Below are 18,571 nucleotides of genomic sequence, written 5' to 3' on the forward strand. Positions count from 1 at the left end.
GAGGGCCGGCTGACGGCGGCCGGCGCAGGGCCTACCCTAGATGACAGCATGATCGGGACACGGAGACCGCCCCGTTCCGCCCTGAGCGACGAGGGGTCTTGACGCGCCTGTCATGGTAAATTAATTACAACTATAGCCGCATAACCCGGTTCGCCCCCGGTTTTCGGGCGATACTTTTGTTAAACTTACGAAAACACTTCCTTCACTTTCGTTGCCGAGGTGCCCCATGGCTCACGCTTCCACGCCACTCAACGCCACCGTCCAGCAGGTCACCCAGCGCATTCGCGAGCGCAGCGCCGAGCGCCGTGCCCTCTATGAGCGGCGCATGGCCGACCAGCATCGCCGCGGCGTGCACCGCGGCGAGCTGTCCTGCGGCAACCTGGCCCACGGCTTCGCCGCCTGCGGCAGCCAGGACAAGAATTCGCTGAAGCTGATGAACGCGGCGAACCTCGGCATCATCTCGGCCTACAACGACATGCTCTCGGCCCACCAGCCGTTCGAGACCTTCCCCGAGACCATCAAGGCCGCGGCCCGCGACATGGGCTCCACCGCCCAGTTCGCCGGCGGCGTGCCGGCCATGTGCGACGGCGTCACCCAGGGCCAGCCGGGCATGGAGCTGTCGCTGTTCTCCCGCGACGTGATCGCCATGGCCACCGCCGTGGGGCTCTCGCACAACATGTTCGACGCCGCCCTCTACCTGGGCGTATGCGACAAGATCGTGCCGGGGCTGTTCATCGCCGCGGCGCGCTTCGGCCACCTGCCGGCCATGTTCGTGCCCGCCGGCCCGATGCCGAGCGGCCTGCCCAACAAGGAGAAGGCCCGCGTGCGCCAGCTGTTCGCCGAGGGCAAGGCCAGCCGCGACGACCTGCTGGAGGCGGAGTCCGAGTCCTACCACAGCCCGGGCACCTGCACCTTCTACGGCACCGCCAACTCCAACCAGCTGATGATGGAGATGATGGGCCTGCACCTGCCGGGCACCTCCTTCGTCAACCCGGGCACCGAGATGCGCGAGGCGCTGACCCGCTTCGCCACCGAGCAGGCGATCCGCAACACCGAGCCCGGCGGCGACTATCGTCCCTTCTACCAGCAGATCGACGAGCGCGCCATCGTCAACGCCGTGGTCGGCCTGCTGGCCTCCGGCGGCTCCACCAACCACACCATGCACCTGGTGGCCATGGCCGCGGCGGCCGGCATCACCCTGACCTGGGACGACTTCACCGACCTCTCGGCGGTGACGCCGAGCCTGATGAAGGTCTACCCGAACGGCCAGGCGGACATCAACCACTTCCAGGCCGCCGGCGGCATGAGCTACCTGTTCCGCGAGCTGATCGGCGCCGGCCTGATCCACAGCGACATTCCCACCGCCTTCGGCACCGACATGACCGCCTACACCCAGGAGCCCTTCCTGGAGGACGGCAAGCTGGTGTGGCGCGAGGGCCCCGAGGCCAGCCTCGACACCGAGGTGCTGCGCGGCGTGAAAGAGCCCTTCGCCCCCACCGGCGGCCTCACCGTGCTCGACGGCAACCTGGGCCGCGGCGTGATCAAGGTCTCCGCGGTGCAGGAAGAGCATCGCCTGGTCGAGGCCCCGGCGCGGATCTTCGAGGACCAGAACGAGCTCAAGGCGGCCTTCGACGCCGGCGAGCTGGACCGCGACGTGGTCGCCGTGGTGCGCTTCCAGGGCCCCAAGGCCAACGGCATGCCGGAGCTGCACAAGCTGACGCCCTTCCTCGGCGTGCTGCAGGACCGCGGCCACAAGGTGGCGCTGGTCACCGACGGCCGCATGTCCGGCGCCTCCGGCAAGGTCCCGGCCGCCATCCACATCAGTCCCGAGGCGCTGGACGGCGGACCGCTGTCGAAACTGCGCGATGGTGATATCGTGCGCCTCGACGCCAATGCCGGCACCCTGGAAGCCAAGGTCGACGCCGCCACCTGGGCCGACCGCGAACAGCGCGTGGTCGAGCTGGAGCACTACCACGTCGGCCTCGGCCGCGAGCTGTTCGGTGGCTTCCGCCACCTGGCCATGCGCGGCGAGGAAGGCGCCGGGGTGTTCGGCGGCTTCGAGGCCGACGACCTGGCCCGCCAGGCCGGCCAGATCCACGACGAGGACGCCTGAGTCGTTCCCCGGATTGCCCTGCGCATCCCGGGGACGATCGTGGCCCTAGAGATCGGGAGCGGGGAACCAGGCCCCGCTCCCGCACTGTTTGCAAGAGACGAATGTGACGATGACCCGACCCGCACTGATCGGCGATATCGGGGGCACCAACGCCCGCTTCGCCCTGGTGACCCCGGGGGCCTTCGAGCCCCACGACATCCTGAGCCTGCCCTGCGCCGACTATCCCGGCCTGGTCGAGGCCATACGCGACTACCTGGAACGGGTCGGCGCCGTGGGCGACGCCGCCCCGCTTGAGGCCTGCCTGGCCTTCGCCTGCCCGATCAACAGCGACCGGATCAAGATGACCAACAATCCCTGGTCATTCTCCCGCGCCGAGGTGCAGGAGGCGCTGGGGCTCGAGCTGTTCAAGGCGATCAACGACTTCACCGCCCAGGCCCTGGGCGTGCCCCACGTGGCCGAGGACGAACTGGTCGAGGTCCAGCCCGGCGAGGCGGTGCCCCATGCCGCACGCCTGGTGATCGGCCCGGGCACCGGGCTCGGCGTGGCCGGCGTCTTCCCCGGCCGCCATGCCTGGATCCCGCTGCCCACCGAGGGCGGCCACGTGACCTTCGCCCCCACCGACGAGCGGGAACACAACCTGCTGCGCCACTTCCGCAACCGCTACGGCCGCATCTCCGTGGAGCGGCTGCTGTGCGGCCAGGGGCTGCTCGACCTCTACCTGGCGCACTGCTCGCTGAAGGGCGCCAATCCGGCCTGCACCTCGCCCGCCGAGGTCACCGAGGCGGCCGCGAGCGGCGACGCCGTGGCTCGTGATACCCTGCTGCGCTTTCTGAAGATCCTCGGCGACGTCAGCGGCGACGCCGCGCTCACCCTCGGCGCCCGGGGCGGGGTCTACCTGTGCGGCGGCATCCTCCCGAGGCTGCTCGACTGGCTGCCGCAGAGCCGCTTCCGCGAGGCCTTCGCCACCAAGGGCCGCATGAGCGTCTATACCGCCGACATCCCGGTCCGGGTGGTCACCGCCCCCTGGACGGGCCTGCTGGGCGCCGCCGAGGCCCTGCACAACGAAGAGGTCGAGTAACTCGACGGAAGAGGTCGAATCAACCGGCGCCACCGCGTCGATCGGCCCGATGGAGGAGATTGCATGATTCCCGCATCCCTGCGCGCCCTGCTGGACGCCACCGACGGCCAGCGCCGCGCCGAATGGGCCGGCCGCGAGGTCTGGCTGGCCAATGAGGCCTGGGGTGAACTCGTGGTGTCGCTTCAGGGCGCCCAGGTGCTTCACTTTTTACCCGCGCCCGAAGACGCGCGCGCTGAGGGCTCGCTTTCCAATGCGCCCGAAGACGCGACAGCCGCAGGCGCGCACGCCACGAGCGGCGAAGACGAGGAAGCCCTGGTGGCCGGCGGCTGGCTGTGGGTCACGCCCACGCCCCAGGCGCTGCCCGGCGCCATCCGCGGCGGCATTCCGCTGTGCTGGCCGTGGTTCGCCGACGAGCACACCGCCGACGAGTCCGAGGACCGCTCCGGTCCGATGCACGGCCCGGCGCGCAAGGCCGACTGGCGCCTCGACGCCGTGGACGAGCACGAGGAAGGCGTCGAGCTTCATCTTTCGCCGCTGGAGCGCCTGCACTCCCAGCTGGTGCCGCGGGCGGTCATCCAGGCCAACGCCAACCGCCTGCACGTCGAGCTGATCACCGAACACCGCGGCGAGACCCCGGTGAAGATCACCGGCGCCCTGCACAGCTACCTGGCGGTGAATGACGCCCAGGCCTGCCGCGTCGAGGGGCTGGCCGGCGCCCGCTACCTGGACAAGCTCGCCGACTTCGCGGAGCGCGAACAGCAGGGCGAGCTTGGCGTGCGCGGCGGCCTCGATCGCATCTACCACACCAACGCCGAGCTGACCCTGGACGACGGCCAGCGCCGGCTGCGCATCGCCCGCCAGGGCAGCGACTCCGCGGTGGTCTGGCATCCCGGCGACGCGCGCCCGGCCGACACCTCCGCCGCCGCGGCCCGTCGCTTCCTGTGCGTCGAATCGGCCAACACCCGGCTCGACCCGGTGTGGCTGGTGCCCGGCGCCCAGCACCTGCTGGGCACCACCCTGTCATTGGAGGCCTCGGCATGAGCGGCCCCACCTTCGATGTGCCCTTCGCGCTGGGCATGATGAACCTGCACCAGGCGACGGAGCTGCACGCCGCCGAACGGCTGGCCGACTGGATCGAGGCGCGCCTCGATCAGGGCCTCGACTGGTTCGACCATGCCGACATCTACGGCGATCGCGCCGGCGAGCGGCTGTTCGGCGACGCGCTGCGCACCCGTCCCGGGCTCGCCCGCCGGGTGCGGGTGGTGACCAAGACCGACATCGTCACGCCCGAGCGCGATGCCTCAGCGTTCGCCGTCAAGCACTACGACAGCTCGCCGGCCTACGTGACCCGCGCCATCGACGCCTCCCTCGAGCGGCTGGGCGTGGAGCGGCTGGACCACTTCCTGCTGCATCGCCCCGACCCGCTGATGGACGCCGAGGCCACCGGCCGCGCCCTGGACGACGCCATCGCCGCCGGCAAGATCGGCGCCGCCGGCATCTCCAACTTCCTGCCGGAGGCCTGGCGCCGGCTGCAGGCCGGCATGCACGCGCGCCTGTCGGCGCATCAGCTGCAGCTGTCGCTCGACCATAGCGCGCCGCTGTTCGACGGCCTCTACGACGCCGTGATCGGCGACGGCCAGGCCCCCATGGCCTGGTCGCCGCTGGGCGGCGGACGGGCGCTGGACGGCCCGGCGGCAGCGCTGCTGCACTCCCAGGCCGAGGCCCTCGGCGTCAGCCCCGCCGGGCTGGCCCTGGCCTGGCTGCGCGCCCTGCCCGGGCGACCGCTGCCGGTGATCGGCAGCCTCAGGCCCGAGCGCATCGAGACGCTGCATCGGGACGCCTCGCTCGAGCTGTCGCGCCCGGCCTGGTTCGCGCTGCTCGAGGCCGCCCGCGGCCACGAGGTGGCCTGAGCCGCCCCTTTCATCACAAGGACCCCCACCATGCTGCCCGTTATCGCCTTCGGTGAAGCCCTCGTCGACATGCTCTCCAGCCGCCTGGGCGCGGCCGACGAGGGCGCGACCGAGACCTTCACCCCTTACGCCGGCGGCGCGCCGGCCAACGTCGCCGTGGCCTGCGCTCGCCTCGGCGTGCCCAGCCGCTTCCTCGGCATGCTCGGCGACGACCACTTCGGCGACTTCCTGGCCGCCGAGCTATCCGCCCAGGGCGTCGACGTCTCCGGCGTGACACGCACCCGCGAGGCGCGCACCGCCCTGGCCTTCGTCTCCCGCGACGCCGCGGGCGAGCGCACCTTCGACTTCTACCGGCCGCCCGCCGCCGACCTGCTCTACCGCCTGGAGCACCTGCCGGCCGGCGTGTTCGCCGAACCGGCGATCCTGCACCTGTGCAGCAACAGCCTGACCGACCCGGAGATCGCCGAGACCACCCTGGCGATGGCCGAGATGGCGGCCCGGGCCGGCTGTTTGATCAGCGTCGACGCCAATCTGCGCCATAACCTCTGGGCCGAGGGCCGCGCCGACAGCGCCCTGGTCACCCGGCTGCTCGACAGCGCCGACCTGCTCAAGCTGTCCCGCGAGGAGGTGGACGACCTGCGCGGCGACCACCCCGAGGACGACTGGCTGGCCGAGCGTCTGGCGGCCGGCGTCAAGCTGGCGGTGATCACCGACGGCGGCGAGCCGGTGCGCGCCCTGGGCGCGGGGCTCACGCTGGCGGTCACCCCGCCGCCGGTGCAGGCCGTGGACACCACCGCCGGCGGCGACGCCTTCATCGGCGGGCTGCTGGCGGCGCTGGCCGAGGGCGGCTTCGCCGAGGGCTGGCATCAGGACACCGCGCGCCTGGAAGGTGCACTGGCCTTCGCCTGCCGCTGCGGCGCCCACGCCGTGACCCGCCCGGGCAGCTACGTCGCGCTGCCGACCCGGGCCGATCTCGTCGCGGCCTGATCCCGCCCGACACGAAGACGCCCGATGATGCCGGCCATCATCGGGCGTCTTCACGTATGCGAGCCGCCTTGGCGCCGAGGGCTACCCGGCGACGGCGCCGCCTCAGGCCGCGACCAGCGCCTCCAGGGTGGCCCGGGCGCCGCGCCGATGCAGGCTCTCCAGGGCCTGGAGATAGGCCTCGCGGAAGCGCGCATTCTCGGCCAGATCGCCGAACAGCTCCTCGTTCTCGATGAAGGCGGTGGGATGCTCGTGGTTGCGTGCCGCGATCGCCATCAGCTCGTCCTTCAGGCGGTCGACCACGGTGATCGGCTCACCCTTCTCGTCCACGCCCTCGTCATAGCGCGCCCAGCTCGCCACCACCGCCGCGCAGCGATGGATATCGCCGCCCGTCTCGAGCTGCTGGCGAATCAGCGGCACCATCCATTTCGGGATGCGATCCGAGCTCTCGGCGCACAGCCTGGCCAGGGTGTCGCGCACCTCGGGATTGGCGAAGCGCGAGATCAGGGTGCGGCGATAGGCCTCCAGGTCGACCCCCGGCAGCGGCGACAGGGTGGGGGTCGCCTCGTGGGTCATGTAGTCGAGCAGGAAGGCCTCGAACAGCGGGTCGGCGCTGGCCTCGTGGGCGTAGCGATAGCCGGCCAGATAGCCGAAGTAGGCCAGCGCCTGGTGGCTGGCGTTGAGCAGCCGCAGCTTCATCAGCTCATAGGGCACCACGTCCTCGACCAGCTGGACCCCGACCCGCTCGAGGGCCGGACGGCCGGCGACGAAGTGATCCTCCAGCACCCACTGGGTGAAGGGCTCGCAGACCACCGGCCAGGCATCCTCGACGCCGAACTGGCTGCCGAGCTCGGCGATGTCCTCGGGGGTGGTGACCGGCGTGATGCGATCGACCATGGAGTTCGGGAACGGCACCTCGGCCTCGACCCAGGCGCCGAGCTCGGCATCCCGGGCATGGGCGAAGGCGGTGAACATCCTGCGGGCGACGTCGCCGTTGCCCTGGATGTTGTCGCAGGACATCACCGTGAAGGGCGTGAGGCCCCGCTCGCGGCGGCGGCGCAGGGCCTCGATGAGCAGGCCGAAGGAGGTCCTGGGCGCGGCCCCGGGCACCAGGTCATGCTGGACGTCGGGATTGTCGAGGTCGAACTCGCCGCTGATCGGGTGGAAGTTGTAGCCGCCCTCGGTGACGGTCAGGGAGACGATGCGGATCGCCGGGTCGGCCATCTTCTCGATCACCGCCTCCGGATCCGCCGGGGCGAACAGGTAGTCGATCATGGCGCCGATCACCCGCGCCTGGCGACGCCCGTCGGGGTGCTTCACCACCAGGGTGTAGAGATGATCCTGCGCGGCCAGGATCTCCTGCATGCGACGATCGCCGGGCATCACGCCGACCCCGACGATGCCCCAGTCCAGCGCCTCGCCCCGGTTCATCAGCTCGTCCAGGTACATGGCCTGGTGGGCGCGATGGAAGCCACCGACCCCGATATGGACGATGCCCGCGGTGACCGCCTGCCGGTCGTAACTCGGTGTGGCGACATCGGGGCCCAGGTCCATCAGGTGGGCATTGTCGAGTTGGGTCATGCTGGTGCTCCTGAGAAGCGTCATTCCCGCCGGGATCGGGCGGGGTGGGTAAAGCGCCGGGAAGCTTCCCGGCCAACGAAAAAATGGGGGTCGGCCCGACTCACACGATCGTGCTCCAGTGCAGGTCGGCGGGCATCGAGGCGGCCTTGATCAGACGGGCATTGAGCATGTCCTTGTGGCGGGTGCGCTCGATGGCACCCGCCTGGTCCTGCCCCATGCCCAGCCAGCGCTCGATCAGCCGCGCCTCGAGCACCTCGTCGGGCACCTCGAGGAACAGCGTCAGGTCGAACAGCGACCGCAGCCCCGGCCAGTCGCCCTGATCGAGCAGCAGGTAGTTGCCCTCGACGATGATCACCCGGTGCTCGGGGGTGATCAGTCGGCCGCCGGCCCGCGCCAGGTCCAGGGGCCGGTCGAAGACCGGCACGGCCACGGTGCGGTCGGCCCGCCGGATCCGCGCCAGGTCGTGCCGGAGGCCGTCGATATCGAAGGTCTCCGGGGCGCCCTTCACCGGCACCAGGCCCTCGGGGGCGAGCACCGCGTTGTCGTAGTGATAGCCGTCCATGGGCACCACCGCGGCGATGCCGGGCCGTCGCTCGTTGAGCTCGCCACACAGCCGGCCCGAGAGGAAGGACTTGCCTGCCGCCGGTGGCCCGGCCAGGGCCACGATGAAACGCGCCTTGCCGCTCGCCGCCTCGAGGAGCCGCTGGGCCATGTCGTGGATAGGGGGAATCATGGTCGTCATTCGGGTCTTCGCTCGTCACGTCGGTTCATCCAGTCTTCATCATCGACGCTTGATGCCGGTGACACCACCGGCGGCTCACGAACGCCCTCACGCCTGACATGTCCCACGCCCCTCAGGAACCGACGGCGGGGGCGCGCGCGGCCCGCCACTGCTGCACCAGGGCCTCAAGGCCCCGCATGTGATCGAGCACCTGCCAGGCCCCGGCCGCGCGCAGCCGCTCGGCCTGCCCCGCCGGCACATGGCTGGCGCCGACGAAGCCGATCACCGTCATGCCGGCCGCACGGGCCGCGGTAACGCCGGCCACGCTGTCCTCCACCACCAGGCAATGGTCCGGCGCGCAGGCGAGCTCGGCCGCCGCCAGGCGATAGAGCGCCGGGTCCGGCTTGGGCGCCGCCACCTGGTCGGCGGTGAAGATCGGCACCCCGTCCAGCCGCGCCTCGAGCCCGGTGGTGGCAAGGGACGCCAGCACCCGCTGGCGTCGGCTGTTGGAGACCACCGCCAGCGGCAGCGTGAGCCCCGCGAGGGCCTCGGCGACGCCGTCGATGGCGGTCAGTTCCCGGCCCAGCCGCGCCTCGATGGTCTCGTCGACCCGTTCCGTGGCGTCGGGCGGCAGGCGATGGGCGCTGCGGGCCTCCAGGTGCGCGAGGATGTTCGCCGTGGTCATGCCGAGCGCCGCCTTCAGCTCGGCCTCGGCGGCCAGGTCCGGCAGCCAGGCCCCCAGCAGGTCGATCAGGGTGGCCTCGGCGATCGCCTCGCTGTCCACCAGCACGCCGTCGCAGTCGAAGATCAACCGATGCATGGGCGTGTCCTCACTGACCGACGGCATCGGAGGCCGCCCGGTTGTCCTGGCGCTTGAGGCCGGCCAGGGGATGCTGGTTCAGGCTCGGCAGCGCCAGGCCCTGCTCGTCGAAGAGATGCGCCCGCCCCGGGGCGAAGCCGAAGCGCACCTTGTCGTGGACCCGATGCGCCACGTCGCCGTCGGCCATGAGGGTGATCATCGCCTCGCCCATCTGCACGTACAGCGAGGTCTGGCCGCCCAGGCGCTCCAGCACCTGGATGCCCCCCTCCAGCGGGCCCTGATCGTCCAGCGCCAGATGCTCGGGTCGGATGCCGAGCTCCAGGGCGGTCCCGGGGCGCAGGTCCTTGCCCTCGGCCGGCACCTTGGTGATGCCCCCACCCGGCAGCCTGACGCTGACGCCCTCGGCGTCGGCCTCCACCACCTCGACCGGCAGGAAGTTCATCTTCGGCGAGCCGATGAAGCCGGCCACGAAGCGGTTGCGCGGGTGGTGGTAGAGCTCCATCGGCGAGCCGACCTGCTCGATCTCGCCGCCCTGCAGCACCACGATCTTGTCGGCCATGGTCATGGCCTCGATCTGGTCGTGGGTGACATAGATCATGGTGGCATCGAGTTCCTCATGGAGGCGGGCCAGCTCGATGCGCATCTGCACGCGCAGGGCCGCATCGAGGTTGGAGAGCGGCTCGTCGAACAGGAAGATGCTCGGGTTGCGCACGATGGCCCGACCGATCGCCACGCGCTGGCGCTGGCCGCCAGAGAGGGCCTTGGGCTTGCGGTCCAGCAGCGGCTCGAGCTGCAGGATCCTGGCCGCCTCGAGCACCTTCTCGCGGCGCTTCTCCTTGGGGACGCCGGCCAGGCGCATGCTGAAGCCCATGTTGTCCTCGACCGTCATGTGCGGGTAGAGGGCATAGCTCTGGAAGACCATGGCCAGGCCACGATCGGCCGGGCCCACCTCGTTCATGCGTTGGCCGTCGATGAGGATGTCGCCGCTGGTGGCGCTCTCGAGCCCGGCGATCATGCGCATCAGGGTCGACTTGCCGCAGCCGGAGGGCCCGACGAAGACCACGAATTCCCGGTCGTTGACCTCGAGATCGACGCCCTTGATCACGTGGGTGTCGCCGAAGCTCTTGGTGATCTGCTTGAGTTCTAGCGTTGCCATAATGAGATTCCTTTACCCGGCGGCGCCGGGGCGCCGAAAAGTAGCTATTTCTTGTCGTTATGCCAGGGCAGCGGCCGATGACGTGTCGTCGGCATCGTCACCATTCATTTGACCGCACCGAAGGTCAGGCCGCGCACCATCTGTTTCTGGGTGAGCCAGCCGAACACCAGGATGGGGGCGATGGCCATGGTCGAGGCCGCGGAGAGCTTGGCCCAGAACAGCCCCTCGGGGCTCGAGAAGGAGGCGATGTAGGCCGTCAGCGGCGCCGCCTGGGACGAGGTCAGGTTGAGACTCCAGAAGGCCTCGTTCCAGCTCAGGATCACCGACAGCAGGCCCGTGGAGGCGATGCCGGGCAGGGTCAGCGGCAGCAGCAGGTAGAGCACCTCCTGCACGGTGCCGGCGCCGTCCATGCGGCCCGCCTCGAGGATGTCCTTGGGCATGTCCTTGAAGAAGGTGTAGAGCATCCACACCACGATCGGCAGGTTCATCAGGGTGTAGACGATGATCAGGCCGGTGCGGGTGTCCAGGAGCCCGACATCGCGGAACAGCAGATAGATCGGCACCAGCACGCCGACCGGCGGCAGCATCTTGGTGGACAGCATCCACAACAGGGTGCCCTTGGTGCGCCTGGTGGGCAGGAAGGCCATCGAGTAGGCCGCCGGAATGGCGATCACGAGCGCCAGCAGGGTCGAGCCGAAGGCCACCACCACGCTGTTGATGGCGAACTTGGCGTAGCCGGCGCGGCTCTGCACCTCGGCGTAGCTGTCGAGGGTCGGCGAGAAGATCAGGCTCGGTTCGGCGATCGCCTCGGCCTCGGTCTTGAAGCCGGTCAGCACCATCCAGAAGATCGGGAAGAAGATCACCAGCGCCACGCTCCAGCCCAGCACGCCGAGCCACAGGCGCCGGTTGAGCAGGGCCTCGGTCAGGGCCGATCGCTTGGCCGGCGGAGCCGAAGCCACGGAGGGGGTTCTTGCAGTCGTCATGGGCGCGCTCCTGCGTCAGCTTTCCAGGTTCTTGGCCACCATGCGGACCAGGAAGATGGCAACGATGTTGGCGAGGATGATCGCGACCACCCCACCGGCGGAGGCCATGCCGACGTCGAAGTCGAGCAGGGCGCGGATGTAGATCAGGTAGGCCAGGTTGGTGGTGGCAAGCCCCGGGCCGCCGGAGGTGGTGACGAAGATCTCGGCGAAGATGGTCAGCAGAAAGATCATCTCGATCATGATCACCACGCTGATCGCCCGCTTGAGGTGCGGCAGGGTGATGAAGAAGAAGATCGCGATCGGCCCGGCGCCGTCCATGCGGGCGGCCTCGACCTGGTCCTCGTCCAGCGACTGCATGGCGGTGAGCAGGATCAGCAGCGCGAACGGCAGCCACTGCCAGGCCACGATGATGATGATCGAGGTCAGCGGCAGCGACGAGAACCAGTCCACCGCCGGCAGGCCGAACAGCTCGGCCACCCAGGACAGCACCCCGTTGGCCGGGTGCATCATCATGTTCTTCCATACCAGGGCGCTGACCGTGGGCATGACGAAGAAGGGCGAGATGGCGAGCACCCGGGCGATGCCCTGGCCGAAGAACTCCTGCTGGAAGAGCACCGCCAGCAGGGTGCCGCCGACCACGGTGATCACCAGCACCCAGCCCACCATCAGCAGGGTGGTGCCCATCGCCGACCACAGGGCGGGATCGGTGAACAGGTACTCGTAGTTCTCGAGGCCGGCGAAGCCGGTCATGCCCGGCATCAGCAGGTTGTAGCGCTGCAGCGAGAACCAGACGGTCATCGCCAGCGGCACGATCATCCACAGGAAGAGCAGGGAGACGGCGGGCGCCTGCAGCGAGAGGGTTCTCAATCCGCCGATGGTTCGCCCGGACGTTCTGGTCTTGTTCATACTCGGTCACCGTGAGGGGTCGCGAAGAAGGCGCCGGCCGGGGCTTCCCGGTCGGCGCACACGGATCAATCCAGGTAGCCGGCGCGCTTCATGGTGCGCTCGGTGGCGCGTTGCGCCGCCTGCAGGGCCTGCTCGACGGAGGTCTCGCCGGTCAGGGCCGAGGCCACCATCTGGCCGACCTGGGTACCGATGGACTGGAACTCCGGGATACCGACGAACTGCACGCCGATGTAGGGGCTCGGCTCCAGGGTCGCGTCGGTGGGATCGGCGCCTTGGATGGCGTCCAGCACGAAGCCGGCGAAGGGCGCGGCCTCCTGGTAGTTCGGGTTCTCGTAGGTGGACTTGCGGGTGCCCGGGGGCACGCTGGTCCAGCCCTCACGCTCGCCGACCAGGTTCACGTACGCCTCGGAGGTCGCCCAGGTGATGAACTCCTGCGCCGCGTCCTTGGACTCGGACGAGGCCGGGATCGCCAGGGCCCAGGACCACAGCCAGTGCGAGCCCTTCTCCGTCTTCGCGACCGGTGCCGGAGCGAAGCCCAGCGCGTCGGCGACCTGGGACTCGTCGGTGTCGAACAGCTTGCCCGCCGCCGAGGTGGCGTCGACCCACATCGCGCAGTTGCCGCGGGAGAACAGCGCCAGGTTCTCGTTGAAGCCGTTGGAGCTGGCGCCCGGGGGGCCGAAGTCGTTGAGCAGGTCGACATAGAAGCCGATCGCTTCCTGCCAGGCCGGGGAGTCGATCTGCGGGTTCCAGTCCATGTCGAACCAGCGCCCGCCGAAGCTGTTGACCATGGTGGTGGCCAGCGCCATGTTCTCGCCCCAGCCCGGCTTGCCGCGCAGGCAGATGCCGTAGCGCTCCTGATCGGCATCGTGCAGCTGACCGGCCCATTCGCGCACCTGCGGCCAGGTCGGCTGCTCGGGCATCTCGATGCCGGCCTCCTCGAACAGGTCCTTGCGGTAGTACATCATCGAGCTCTCGGCGTAGAACGGCAGCGCCTGCAGGATGCCGTCCTGGCTCAGGCCGTCGCGCACCGACTGCAGCAGGTCGTCGACCCGGTAGTCGGCGGGCAGGTCGTCGAGCGGCGCCAGCCAGCCACGCTCGGCCCAGATCGGCACCTCATAGGTGCCGATGGTCATGACATCGAACTGGCCGCCGCCGGTGGCGATGTCGGTGGTCAGGCGCTGGCGCAGCACGTTCTCCTCGAGGACCACCCAGTCGAGCTCGATGTCCGGATGCGCCTGCTCGAAGGCCTCGGTGAGGCCCTGCATGATCACCATGTCGTTGTTGTTGACGGTGGCCACGGTGAGGGTCTCCGCCTGGGCGGCGGTGGCGCCCAGGACCGTGAGGCCGGCCAGGGGGAGTGCGCGTGTAAGCGTCATGGCTTGCTCCTTGGAAAGGTTGTTGTGTTGTTATCGGGTCACACGAGGAAATCGATCATTTAAATCAACTGACGATCAAATGATCGGATAGCACCCCCGAAAAGGCAAAGCCATGATGCTTATACTTTAGGGGCAAGATGGGACCTCGGGGAGAAAAGAGTGGCGCGGATGCCGAGATCGGCATCCGCGCCAGCGACGTCGGATCCTCCGGGCGATGCCCGCGGGACATGCCAGAGCCGGCTCAGCGGCTCGAGGTCTGCGTGACGAAGGCGGCCCTCCCCTCCTGCACGGCCTTGGCCCGCTTCAGCCCCCAGTAGGCGAACACGAAATAGGCCAGGGTGCACCAGATGGTGATGTCGTAGAACAGCTCGCGGTTCGCCTGGTAGCCGGCCAGGTCGGCGCTGAAGAAGAGCACCTTGACGGCCAGCAGGCTCGGCACCACCAGGCCCAGGATCCAGACGGCCTTGATGACCCGGCTGAGCGTGCTGGTGTCCCGGGTCGGGCCCGCGGGCTCCTGCGCCGCCTGCTGGGCATGGAAGGCCTCCACCCGCGCCTGGAAGTCACGCTCGCTCGCCTCCGCCTCGGGATAGGCCTCGGCGGCACCGAAGCGCTTGGCCAGCAGGGTATAGGCGGCGATCGACACGCACCAGGTAGGCACGAACAGGTAGTAGAAGGGCATCACGTCGCTCAGGTTCAGGACGCAGGCGAACGCCAGTGACAGCGCCCAGGTCGCCAGCGCCGGCACGTTGTGGGCGAGCCCCTTGTAGCGCGCCCAGAAGCGGCTGAAGCCGAGTCGGGGGAAGAGGTGGTGCTCGGCGAAGATGATGCCGCCGATCGGCACCAGCAGCAGGCCCGCATAGGTCAAGAGCGGCAGCATGCTGCGATAGATGAACGGGAAGCAGCTGATCACGGCGACCCCGAGCCCCACCAGCAGCGTGGCCTTGTTGCGCGAGAAGCGGGGCATCACCGCCTGGGCCGCGAGGCCCGCCCGGTAGAGGTTGGAGTTGGCCGTGGTCCAGCCGGCGACCACCACGATCACGAAGCCGGAGGCACCCAGCGCATGCCAGGCGACTTCGCCGGGCTCCAGCACGGCGATGCTGGTCTGGGTCACCGCCGCGGTCGCCGCGCCCATCAGGCCGGCCGAGATCCAGGCGACATAGTGGCCGAACATCATGCCGGTGCTGGTGGCGAGGCCGGAGCGCTTGCGCTTGGCATAGCGCAGCAGCGCCATGTCGATCAGGCCGAAATGCGAGAAGGTATTGGCCGCCCAGGCGAAACCGATCACTTCCCAGATGCCGATGCCCGGCTCGCCGTCGACATCGGTGCCGGTGAAGACGGTGCTGCCGGCGACCTCGATGAAGGTGGAGAAGTCGCCCAGGGTGGTGGTTCCGGTGACCGATTCGGCCAGTTCCGGCAGCAGCACCATACCCCCGGCGGTGAACATCACCATCAGCCAGGGCGCACAGATGCTGGCGAACTCGGTCAGCGCATTGAAGCCGTAGACCGCGATCAGCACCACGATGGCGGCGACCGCCAGCGCCAGCACCACGAAGGCGGGGTCGGTCGGATAGGGCTGCGCCTGGGCCGGAATGTCGAACAGGATGCGTACCGCCGTGGCCGAGACCGTGATCATCGCCGCCGAGATGACGCTGAAGATGATGACGTTGGCCCAGTTGTAGAGCCAGGCCATCGAGTCGCCGGCGATGCGGTGCAGGTAGGTGAAGAGGCTCAGGCGGGTCTCGATGGCGATCGGGGTGGTGATCAGCCAGAAGCTGAGCACGGCCAGGGCATTGCCGACCAGCAGGCCGATCAGGATGTCCCAGATGCCCGCGCCGAGGGCGACGAAGGTGGCACCGATCACGAACTCGGTGGCGGCGACGTGCTCGGCAGCGTACAGGCCGGCGAAGTGCGGCCAACGATGCAGTTTGTGCGGCGGAACCGGCAGCTGTTCATCGTCCATCTGGGCGATGTGCCGGTCCAGGCCTGGCCCGGTGGTGGCCATAGAAAACTCCTCATGATGACTCGGGCCACGTAGACGCGCCCCTAACAGCGAACATTTGATCATATAAAAAGCAAATGATCATTTGTGCGCACCAAAAACGCAAAATTGCGACCTTAGACTTTAGCCGTAGCGTGGAGGATCGAGGCCGAAGGCGGCGCTTACGGCCCCGCCTCGATGATGGCCCGCGCCGCGCCCTCGTCGGTGACCAGGCCCTGGAGCCAGCCGCCACGCAGGGCGGCCAGGATCGCCGTGCCCTTGGCACGCCCCCCCGCCACCGCCACCAGCGGCCGGTCGCGCAGGATCTCGAGGGGCAGGCTGGTCATGCGGCGAGTGATGGAGCAGTCGATGACCCGGCCGTCGCGGCTCAGCGGCCAGCCCAGCAGCTCCCCCACCGCCTCGCCGGCCAGCAGCTCTTCGAGCTCGGCCTCGCTGATGAAGTGATCCTGGAAGAGGTTGGCGCGGCGATCGATGCGCCCGACGCCGACGAAGGCCACCTCGGCTTCCCGGGCGACCCGCTCTACCGACTGATAGAGCCGCTGGCCGCAGAGTGCCCGCTTCTCTTCCACGCTGTCGGCCACCACCGGCGCCGGCAGCAGGAAGCGGCCGCCGCCGGTCTTGTCCGCCAGCACCATCACGCCATCGTAGCGGTTGGAGGAGCCGTCCCGGGCCACGTTGCCGACCAGCGACACGAAGCGGTGCTGGGGCCGGTCGATGCGACTGAGCGCCTCGACCATGGCGCGTACCGCACGGCCGGTGCCCAGCGACAGGGTCAGGGGATCGCTGCGCTCCAGGTACTTGGCCAGCCGGTCGGCCGCCGCCACCGCCAGGTAGGGGGGGCTGGCGTCGGCATCGGTGTCCGTCGCGGTGGGCACCACATCGCAGAAATCGAGCCCGTAGCGCTCGCACAGGGCCTCGGAGAGCGCCATGCAGCCGGCGATGGGGTGGTCGACATGCACCTTGATCAGCCCTTCCTGGCGCGCCAGGGCCAGCAGGCGCTGCACGCCGGGACGCGACACGCCGAGCTGGCCGGCGATCTCGTCCTGGGTGCGTCCGCCGACATAGGAGAGCCAGGCCGCACGGGCGGCCTGGTCCAGGCGTTGTTCGAACTTGTCCACGTGCGGGCTCTGCTCAGATGACTGCGATGCGGCAAATCATCGCAAGCCTGGCGCGTCGGCACAATCGTGCCCCGCCCGCCAGCGCATCCGCCGCGGCACCGCCCGCCGCCCCGGGGCGCCCTCGCCCCGGGCCGCGGCCAGCGCACTCTCCAGCGTCGCCTCGGCCATGCGGTCGTGATCCTGCTCGGCGGAATTGACCGCCACCGGCAGGAACTCCAGCAGCCGGCTGTCGCCGAAGGTCGCCAGCCGCAGCGAGGCCGGCAGCCCGCCGGCCTCGAGCAGGGTATCGAGCACGCCGTCGAACAGCGAATAGGACGCCGTGACCAGCGCGTCCGGCAGCCCGTGCTCGTCGATGACCCGACGCATCAGCCGCGCGCCCTCGGCGCGATCGTAGCGCTCGCCGGACAGCATCAGGGCCATCGCCTCGCGCCCGGCCAGCGCCCGCTCGAAGCCGCTGCGCCGCTCCTCGGTGATCGACAGCCAGGGCACCGCGTCCAGCCACACCACCCGCGACCTCCCGGGCGACAACACCGAGGCGGCGAGCCGCCCGGCGGCCTCGGCGTCGTTGCTGACCACGCTTGGGAAGCGCGCGGCATCGAAACCGCGGTCGACGGCCACCACCGGCAGCCCCTCGGCCTGCAGCTCGGCGTAGAAGGGATCGTCCATGGGCAGGCTGCTGGCGGTGATCAGCACCTCGCAGCGCCGCGCCCGCAGCGCCAGTGCCAGGTCGCGCTCGACCTCCGGCCGGTCGTCGGAGCCGGCGATCAGCAGCTGGTAGCCCGCCTCCCGGGCGCCGCGCTCCAGCCGCTTGGCCAGCCGCGCGTAGGTCACGTTCTCCAGGTCGGGCACGATCAGCCCCAGGGTCCGGCTGGAGCCACGGCGCAGTGCCGCCGCCTGGGGATCGACCCGGTAGCGATGGTGTTCGACCACCGCCATCACCCGGTCGACGGTGTCCTGGCTGATGCGTCGCTTCTCGGCCTGGCCGTTGATGACATAGCTGGCCGTGGTGCGCGACACCCCGGCCAGTCGAGCGATTTCCGCGAGCGTCATGGATCCCCCCTGAACTGGACGTGGCATTCTACGCGGGAGCGCCGCGCCACCATCCCCTGCCAAAGTCGTAGACATTAAGACTTGCCAAGCCGGAGCAAGCATTCCAGCATTCGCCCTATCGAAGGTGACACGATTCACCTTCCCCGCACAAGCCACCGCTGCGCCCCGGGAGCCATGGAATGGCCCGGCGTCGCCCCCGACCACCGGAGACATCGATGTTGACCCTACGCCAGGATGACGTCCTGCTCGGCTGCCGGGCCGAGCACTGGCGCGACGCGCTGGATCAGGCCGCCGAATCGCTGCACGCCGCCGGGCTGGTCGCCCCCGAGTATCGCGACGGCCTCCACGCCCGGGAGGCCCAGTCCTCGACCTTCCTCGGCAACGCCATCGCCATTCCCCACGGCACCCCGGAGAGCCGCGAGCACGTGCGCGCCACCGGCGTGCGCGTGCTGCAGTTCCCCGAGGGCATCGAGTGGCACGACGGCCAGCGCGTCCACGTGCTGGTGACCATCGCCGCCCAGAGCGACGAGCACCTCGACATCCTGCGCCAGCTGACCCACGTGCTCGACCAGGACGGCATCGCCGAGCGCCTGGCCGGCGCCGAACGGGCCGCCGAGATCGCCGAGCTGCTGTCGAAGGCGGTGGTCGAGGCCCGGCTCGACGCCGACACCCTGTGCCTGGGCTTCCCCGCCCGCGACCATCGCGAGCTGGCGCTGGCCGGCGCCGCCCGGCTGCGCCAGGCCGAGTGCGTCGACGCCGCCTTCGTCGCCGCCGTG

The 18,571-nt window shown here is 69.6% G+C and carries 16 protein-coding genes; 6 read left to right on the top strand and 10 right to left on the bottom strand.

Going from position 1 to position 18,571, the window contains the following annotated elements; all coding sequences use genetic code 11:
* The first annotated feature begins 226 nt into the window (after positions 1-226).
* From edd to UYS_RS0215875, 5 genes are all read left to right on the top strand, one after another.
* Positions 227-2,113 (top strand): phosphogluconate dehydratase, encoded by a 1,887-nt coding sequence (gene edd / locus UYS_RS0215855; RefSeq protein ID WP_016856502.1) that lies wholly within the window; start codon positions 227-229, stop codon positions 2,111-2,113.
* A 109-nt stretch (positions 2,114-2,222) separates the two neighbouring features.
* Positions 2,223-3,191: a glucokinase gene (gene glk, locus UYS_RS0215860; RefSeq protein WP_016856503.1), complete on the top strand. Its 969-nt coding sequence runs from the start codon at positions 2,223-2,225 to the stop codon at positions 3,189-3,191.
* Between the two features lie 63 nt (positions 3,192-3,254).
* Positions 3,255-4,232, top strand: coding sequence for a D-hexose-6-phosphate mutarotase (locus UYS_RS0215865; protein ID WP_016856504.1), 978 nt, complete (start codon positions 3,255-3,257; stop codon positions 4,230-4,232).
* The gene (locus tag UYS_RS0215870; RefSeq protein WP_016856505.1) at positions 4,229-5,101 is read left to right on the top strand and encodes an aldo/keto reductase; all 873 of its coding nucleotides are present in this window, start codon (positions 4,229-4,231) and stop codon (positions 5,099-5,101) included. The genes UYS_RS0215865 and UYS_RS0215870 overlap by 4 nt, the downstream gene beginning before the upstream one ends.
* A gap of 30 nt (positions 5,102-5,131) precedes the next feature.
* Entirely contained in the window at positions 5,132-6,088 is a 957-nt protein-coding gene (locus UYS_RS0215875; protein WP_016856506.1) for a carbohydrate kinase family protein, read from the top strand.
* Between the two features lie 102 nt (positions 6,089-6,190).
* Here UYS_RS0215875 and UYS_RS0215880 read toward each other — a convergent pair whose 3' ends face one another.
* The 10 genes from UYS_RS0215880 to cra all read right to left on the bottom strand — a co-directional run bounded on the left by UYS_RS0215880 (position 6,191) and on the right by cra (position 17,795).
* Complete coding sequence (locus tag UYS_RS0215880; protein WP_016856507.1) at positions 6,191-7,666, bottom strand: mannitol dehydrogenase family protein; 1,476 nt, start codon at positions 7,664-7,666, stop codon at positions 6,191-6,193.
* 100 nt (positions 7,667-7,766) lie between these two features.
* Positions 7,767-8,399: a nucleoside triphosphate hydrolase gene (locus UYS_RS0215885; RefSeq protein ID WP_040478750.1), complete on the bottom strand. Its 633-nt coding sequence runs from the start codon at positions 8,397-8,399 to the stop codon at positions 7,767-7,769.
* A gap of 121 nt (positions 8,400-8,520) precedes the next feature.
* Complete coding sequence (locus UYS_RS0215890; RefSeq protein ID WP_016856509.1) at positions 8,521-9,207, bottom strand: HAD family hydrolase; 687 nt, start codon at positions 9,205-9,207, stop codon at positions 8,521-8,523.
* Positions 9,208-9,217: 10 nt separating this feature from the next.
* A complete protein-coding gene (locus tag UYS_RS0215895) occupies positions 9,218-10,363 on the bottom strand; it encodes an ABC transporter ATP-binding protein (protein WP_016856510.1) in 1,146 nt (381 codons plus the stop codon).
* 104 nt (positions 10,364-10,467) lie between these two features.
* Positions 10,468-11,346, bottom strand: coding sequence for a carbohydrate ABC transporter permease (locus UYS_RS0215900; protein WP_026068621.1), 879 nt, complete (start codon positions 11,344-11,346; stop codon positions 10,468-10,470).
* A gap of 15 nt (positions 11,347-11,361) precedes the next feature.
* Positions 11,362-12,252 (bottom strand): carbohydrate ABC transporter permease, encoded by an 891-nt coding sequence (locus UYS_RS0215905; RefSeq protein WP_026068622.1) that lies wholly within the window; start codon positions 12,250-12,252, stop codon positions 11,362-11,364.
* A gap of 65 nt (positions 12,253-12,317) precedes the next feature.
* Positions 12,318-13,628, bottom strand: a complete 1,311-nt coding sequence (locus UYS_RS0215910; RefSeq protein WP_016856513.1) for an ABC transporter substrate-binding protein — start codon at positions 13,626-13,628, stop codon at positions 12,318-12,320.
* A 241-nt stretch (positions 13,629-13,869) separates the two neighbouring features.
* Positions 13,870-15,630: a purine-cytosine permease family protein gene (locus UYS_RS0215915; protein WP_016856514.1), complete on the bottom strand. Its 1,761-nt coding sequence runs from the start codon at positions 15,628-15,630 to the stop codon at positions 13,870-13,872.
* Between the two features lie 158 nt (positions 15,631-15,788).
* Complete coding sequence (locus UYS_RS0215920; RefSeq protein ID WP_016856515.1) at positions 15,789-16,745, bottom strand: sugar-binding transcriptional regulator; 957 nt, start codon at positions 16,743-16,745, stop codon at positions 15,789-15,791.
* A gap of 36 nt (positions 16,746-16,781) precedes the next feature.
* Positions 16,782-17,795, bottom strand: coding sequence for a catabolite repressor/activator (cra, locus tag UYS_RS0215925; protein WP_016856516.1), 1,014 nt, complete (start codon positions 17,793-17,795; stop codon positions 16,782-16,784).
* Positions 17,796-18,010: 215 nt separating this feature from the next.
* On the opposite strand from cra, the gene UYS_RS0215930 reads away from it, so the two are divergent.
* The coding region (locus UYS_RS0215930) for a PTS sugar transporter subunit IIA (RefSeq protein ID WP_026068623.1) at positions 18,011-18,571 on the top strand (561 nt) is incomplete at its 3' end.

The organism is Halomonas smyrnensis AAD6 (genome assembly GCF_000265245.1).
GTDB classification, from domain to species: domain Bacteria; phylum Pseudomonadota; class Gammaproteobacteria; order Pseudomonadales; family Halomonadaceae; genus Halomonas; species Halomonas smyrnensis.

What these genes read in the sequence shown, in the direction of transcription:
- UYS_RS0215885 (WP_040478750.1), bottom strand. Translation starts at nt 8,399, where the DNA reads ATGATTCCCCCTATCCACGACATGGCCCAGCGGCTCCTCGAGGCGGCG.
- UYS_RS0215880 (WP_016856507.1), bottom strand. Translation starts at nt 7,666, where the DNA reads ATGACCCAACTCGACAATGCCCACCTGATGGACCTGGGCCCCGATGTC.
- UYS_RS0215905 (WP_026068622.1), bottom strand. Translation starts at nt 12,252, where the DNA reads ATGAACAAGACCAGAACGTCCGGGCGAACCATCGGCGGATTGAGAACC.
- UYS_RS0215890 (WP_016856509.1), bottom strand. Translation starts at nt 9,207, where the DNA reads ATGCATCGGTTGATCTTCGACTGCGACGGCGTGCTGGTGGACAGCGAG.
- UYS_RS0215915 (WP_016856514.1), bottom strand. Translation starts at nt 15,630, where the DNA reads ATGGCCACCACCGGGCCAGGCCTGGACCGGCACATCGCCCAGATGGAC.
- UYS_RS0215865 (WP_016856504.1), top strand. Translation starts at nt 3,255, where the DNA reads ATGATTCCCGCATCCCTGCGCGCCCTGCTGGACGCCACCGACGGCCAG.
- UYS_RS0215870 (WP_016856505.1), top strand. Translation starts at nt 4,229, where the DNA reads ATGAGCGGCCCCACCTTCGATGTGCCCTTCGCGCTGGGCATGATGAAC.
- UYS_RS0215875 (WP_016856506.1), top strand. Translation starts at nt 5,132, where the DNA reads ATGCTGCCCGTTATCGCCTTCGGTGAAGCCCTCGTCGACATGCTCTCC.
- glk (WP_016856503.1), top strand. Translation starts at nt 2,223, where the DNA reads ATGACCCGACCCGCACTGATCGGCGATATCGGGGGCACCAACGCCCGC.
- edd (WP_016856502.1), top strand. Translation starts at nt 227, where the DNA reads ATGGCTCACGCTTCCACGCCACTCAACGCCACCGTCCAGCAGGTCACC.
- cra (WP_016856516.1), bottom strand. Translation starts at nt 17,795, where the DNA reads ATGACGCTCGCGGAAATCGCTCGACTGGCCGGGGTGTCGCGCACCACG.
- UYS_RS0215900 (WP_026068621.1), bottom strand. Translation starts at nt 11,346, where the DNA reads ATGACGACTGCAAGAACCCCCTCCGTGGCTTCGGCTCCGCCGGCCAAG.
- UYS_RS0215910 (WP_016856513.1), bottom strand. Translation starts at nt 13,628, where the DNA reads ATGACGCTTACACGCGCACTCCCCCTGGCCGGCCTCACGGTCCTGGGC.
- UYS_RS0215895 (WP_016856510.1), bottom strand. Translation starts at nt 10,363, where the DNA reads ATGGCAACGCTAGAACTCAAGCAGATCACCAAGAGCTTCGGCGACACC.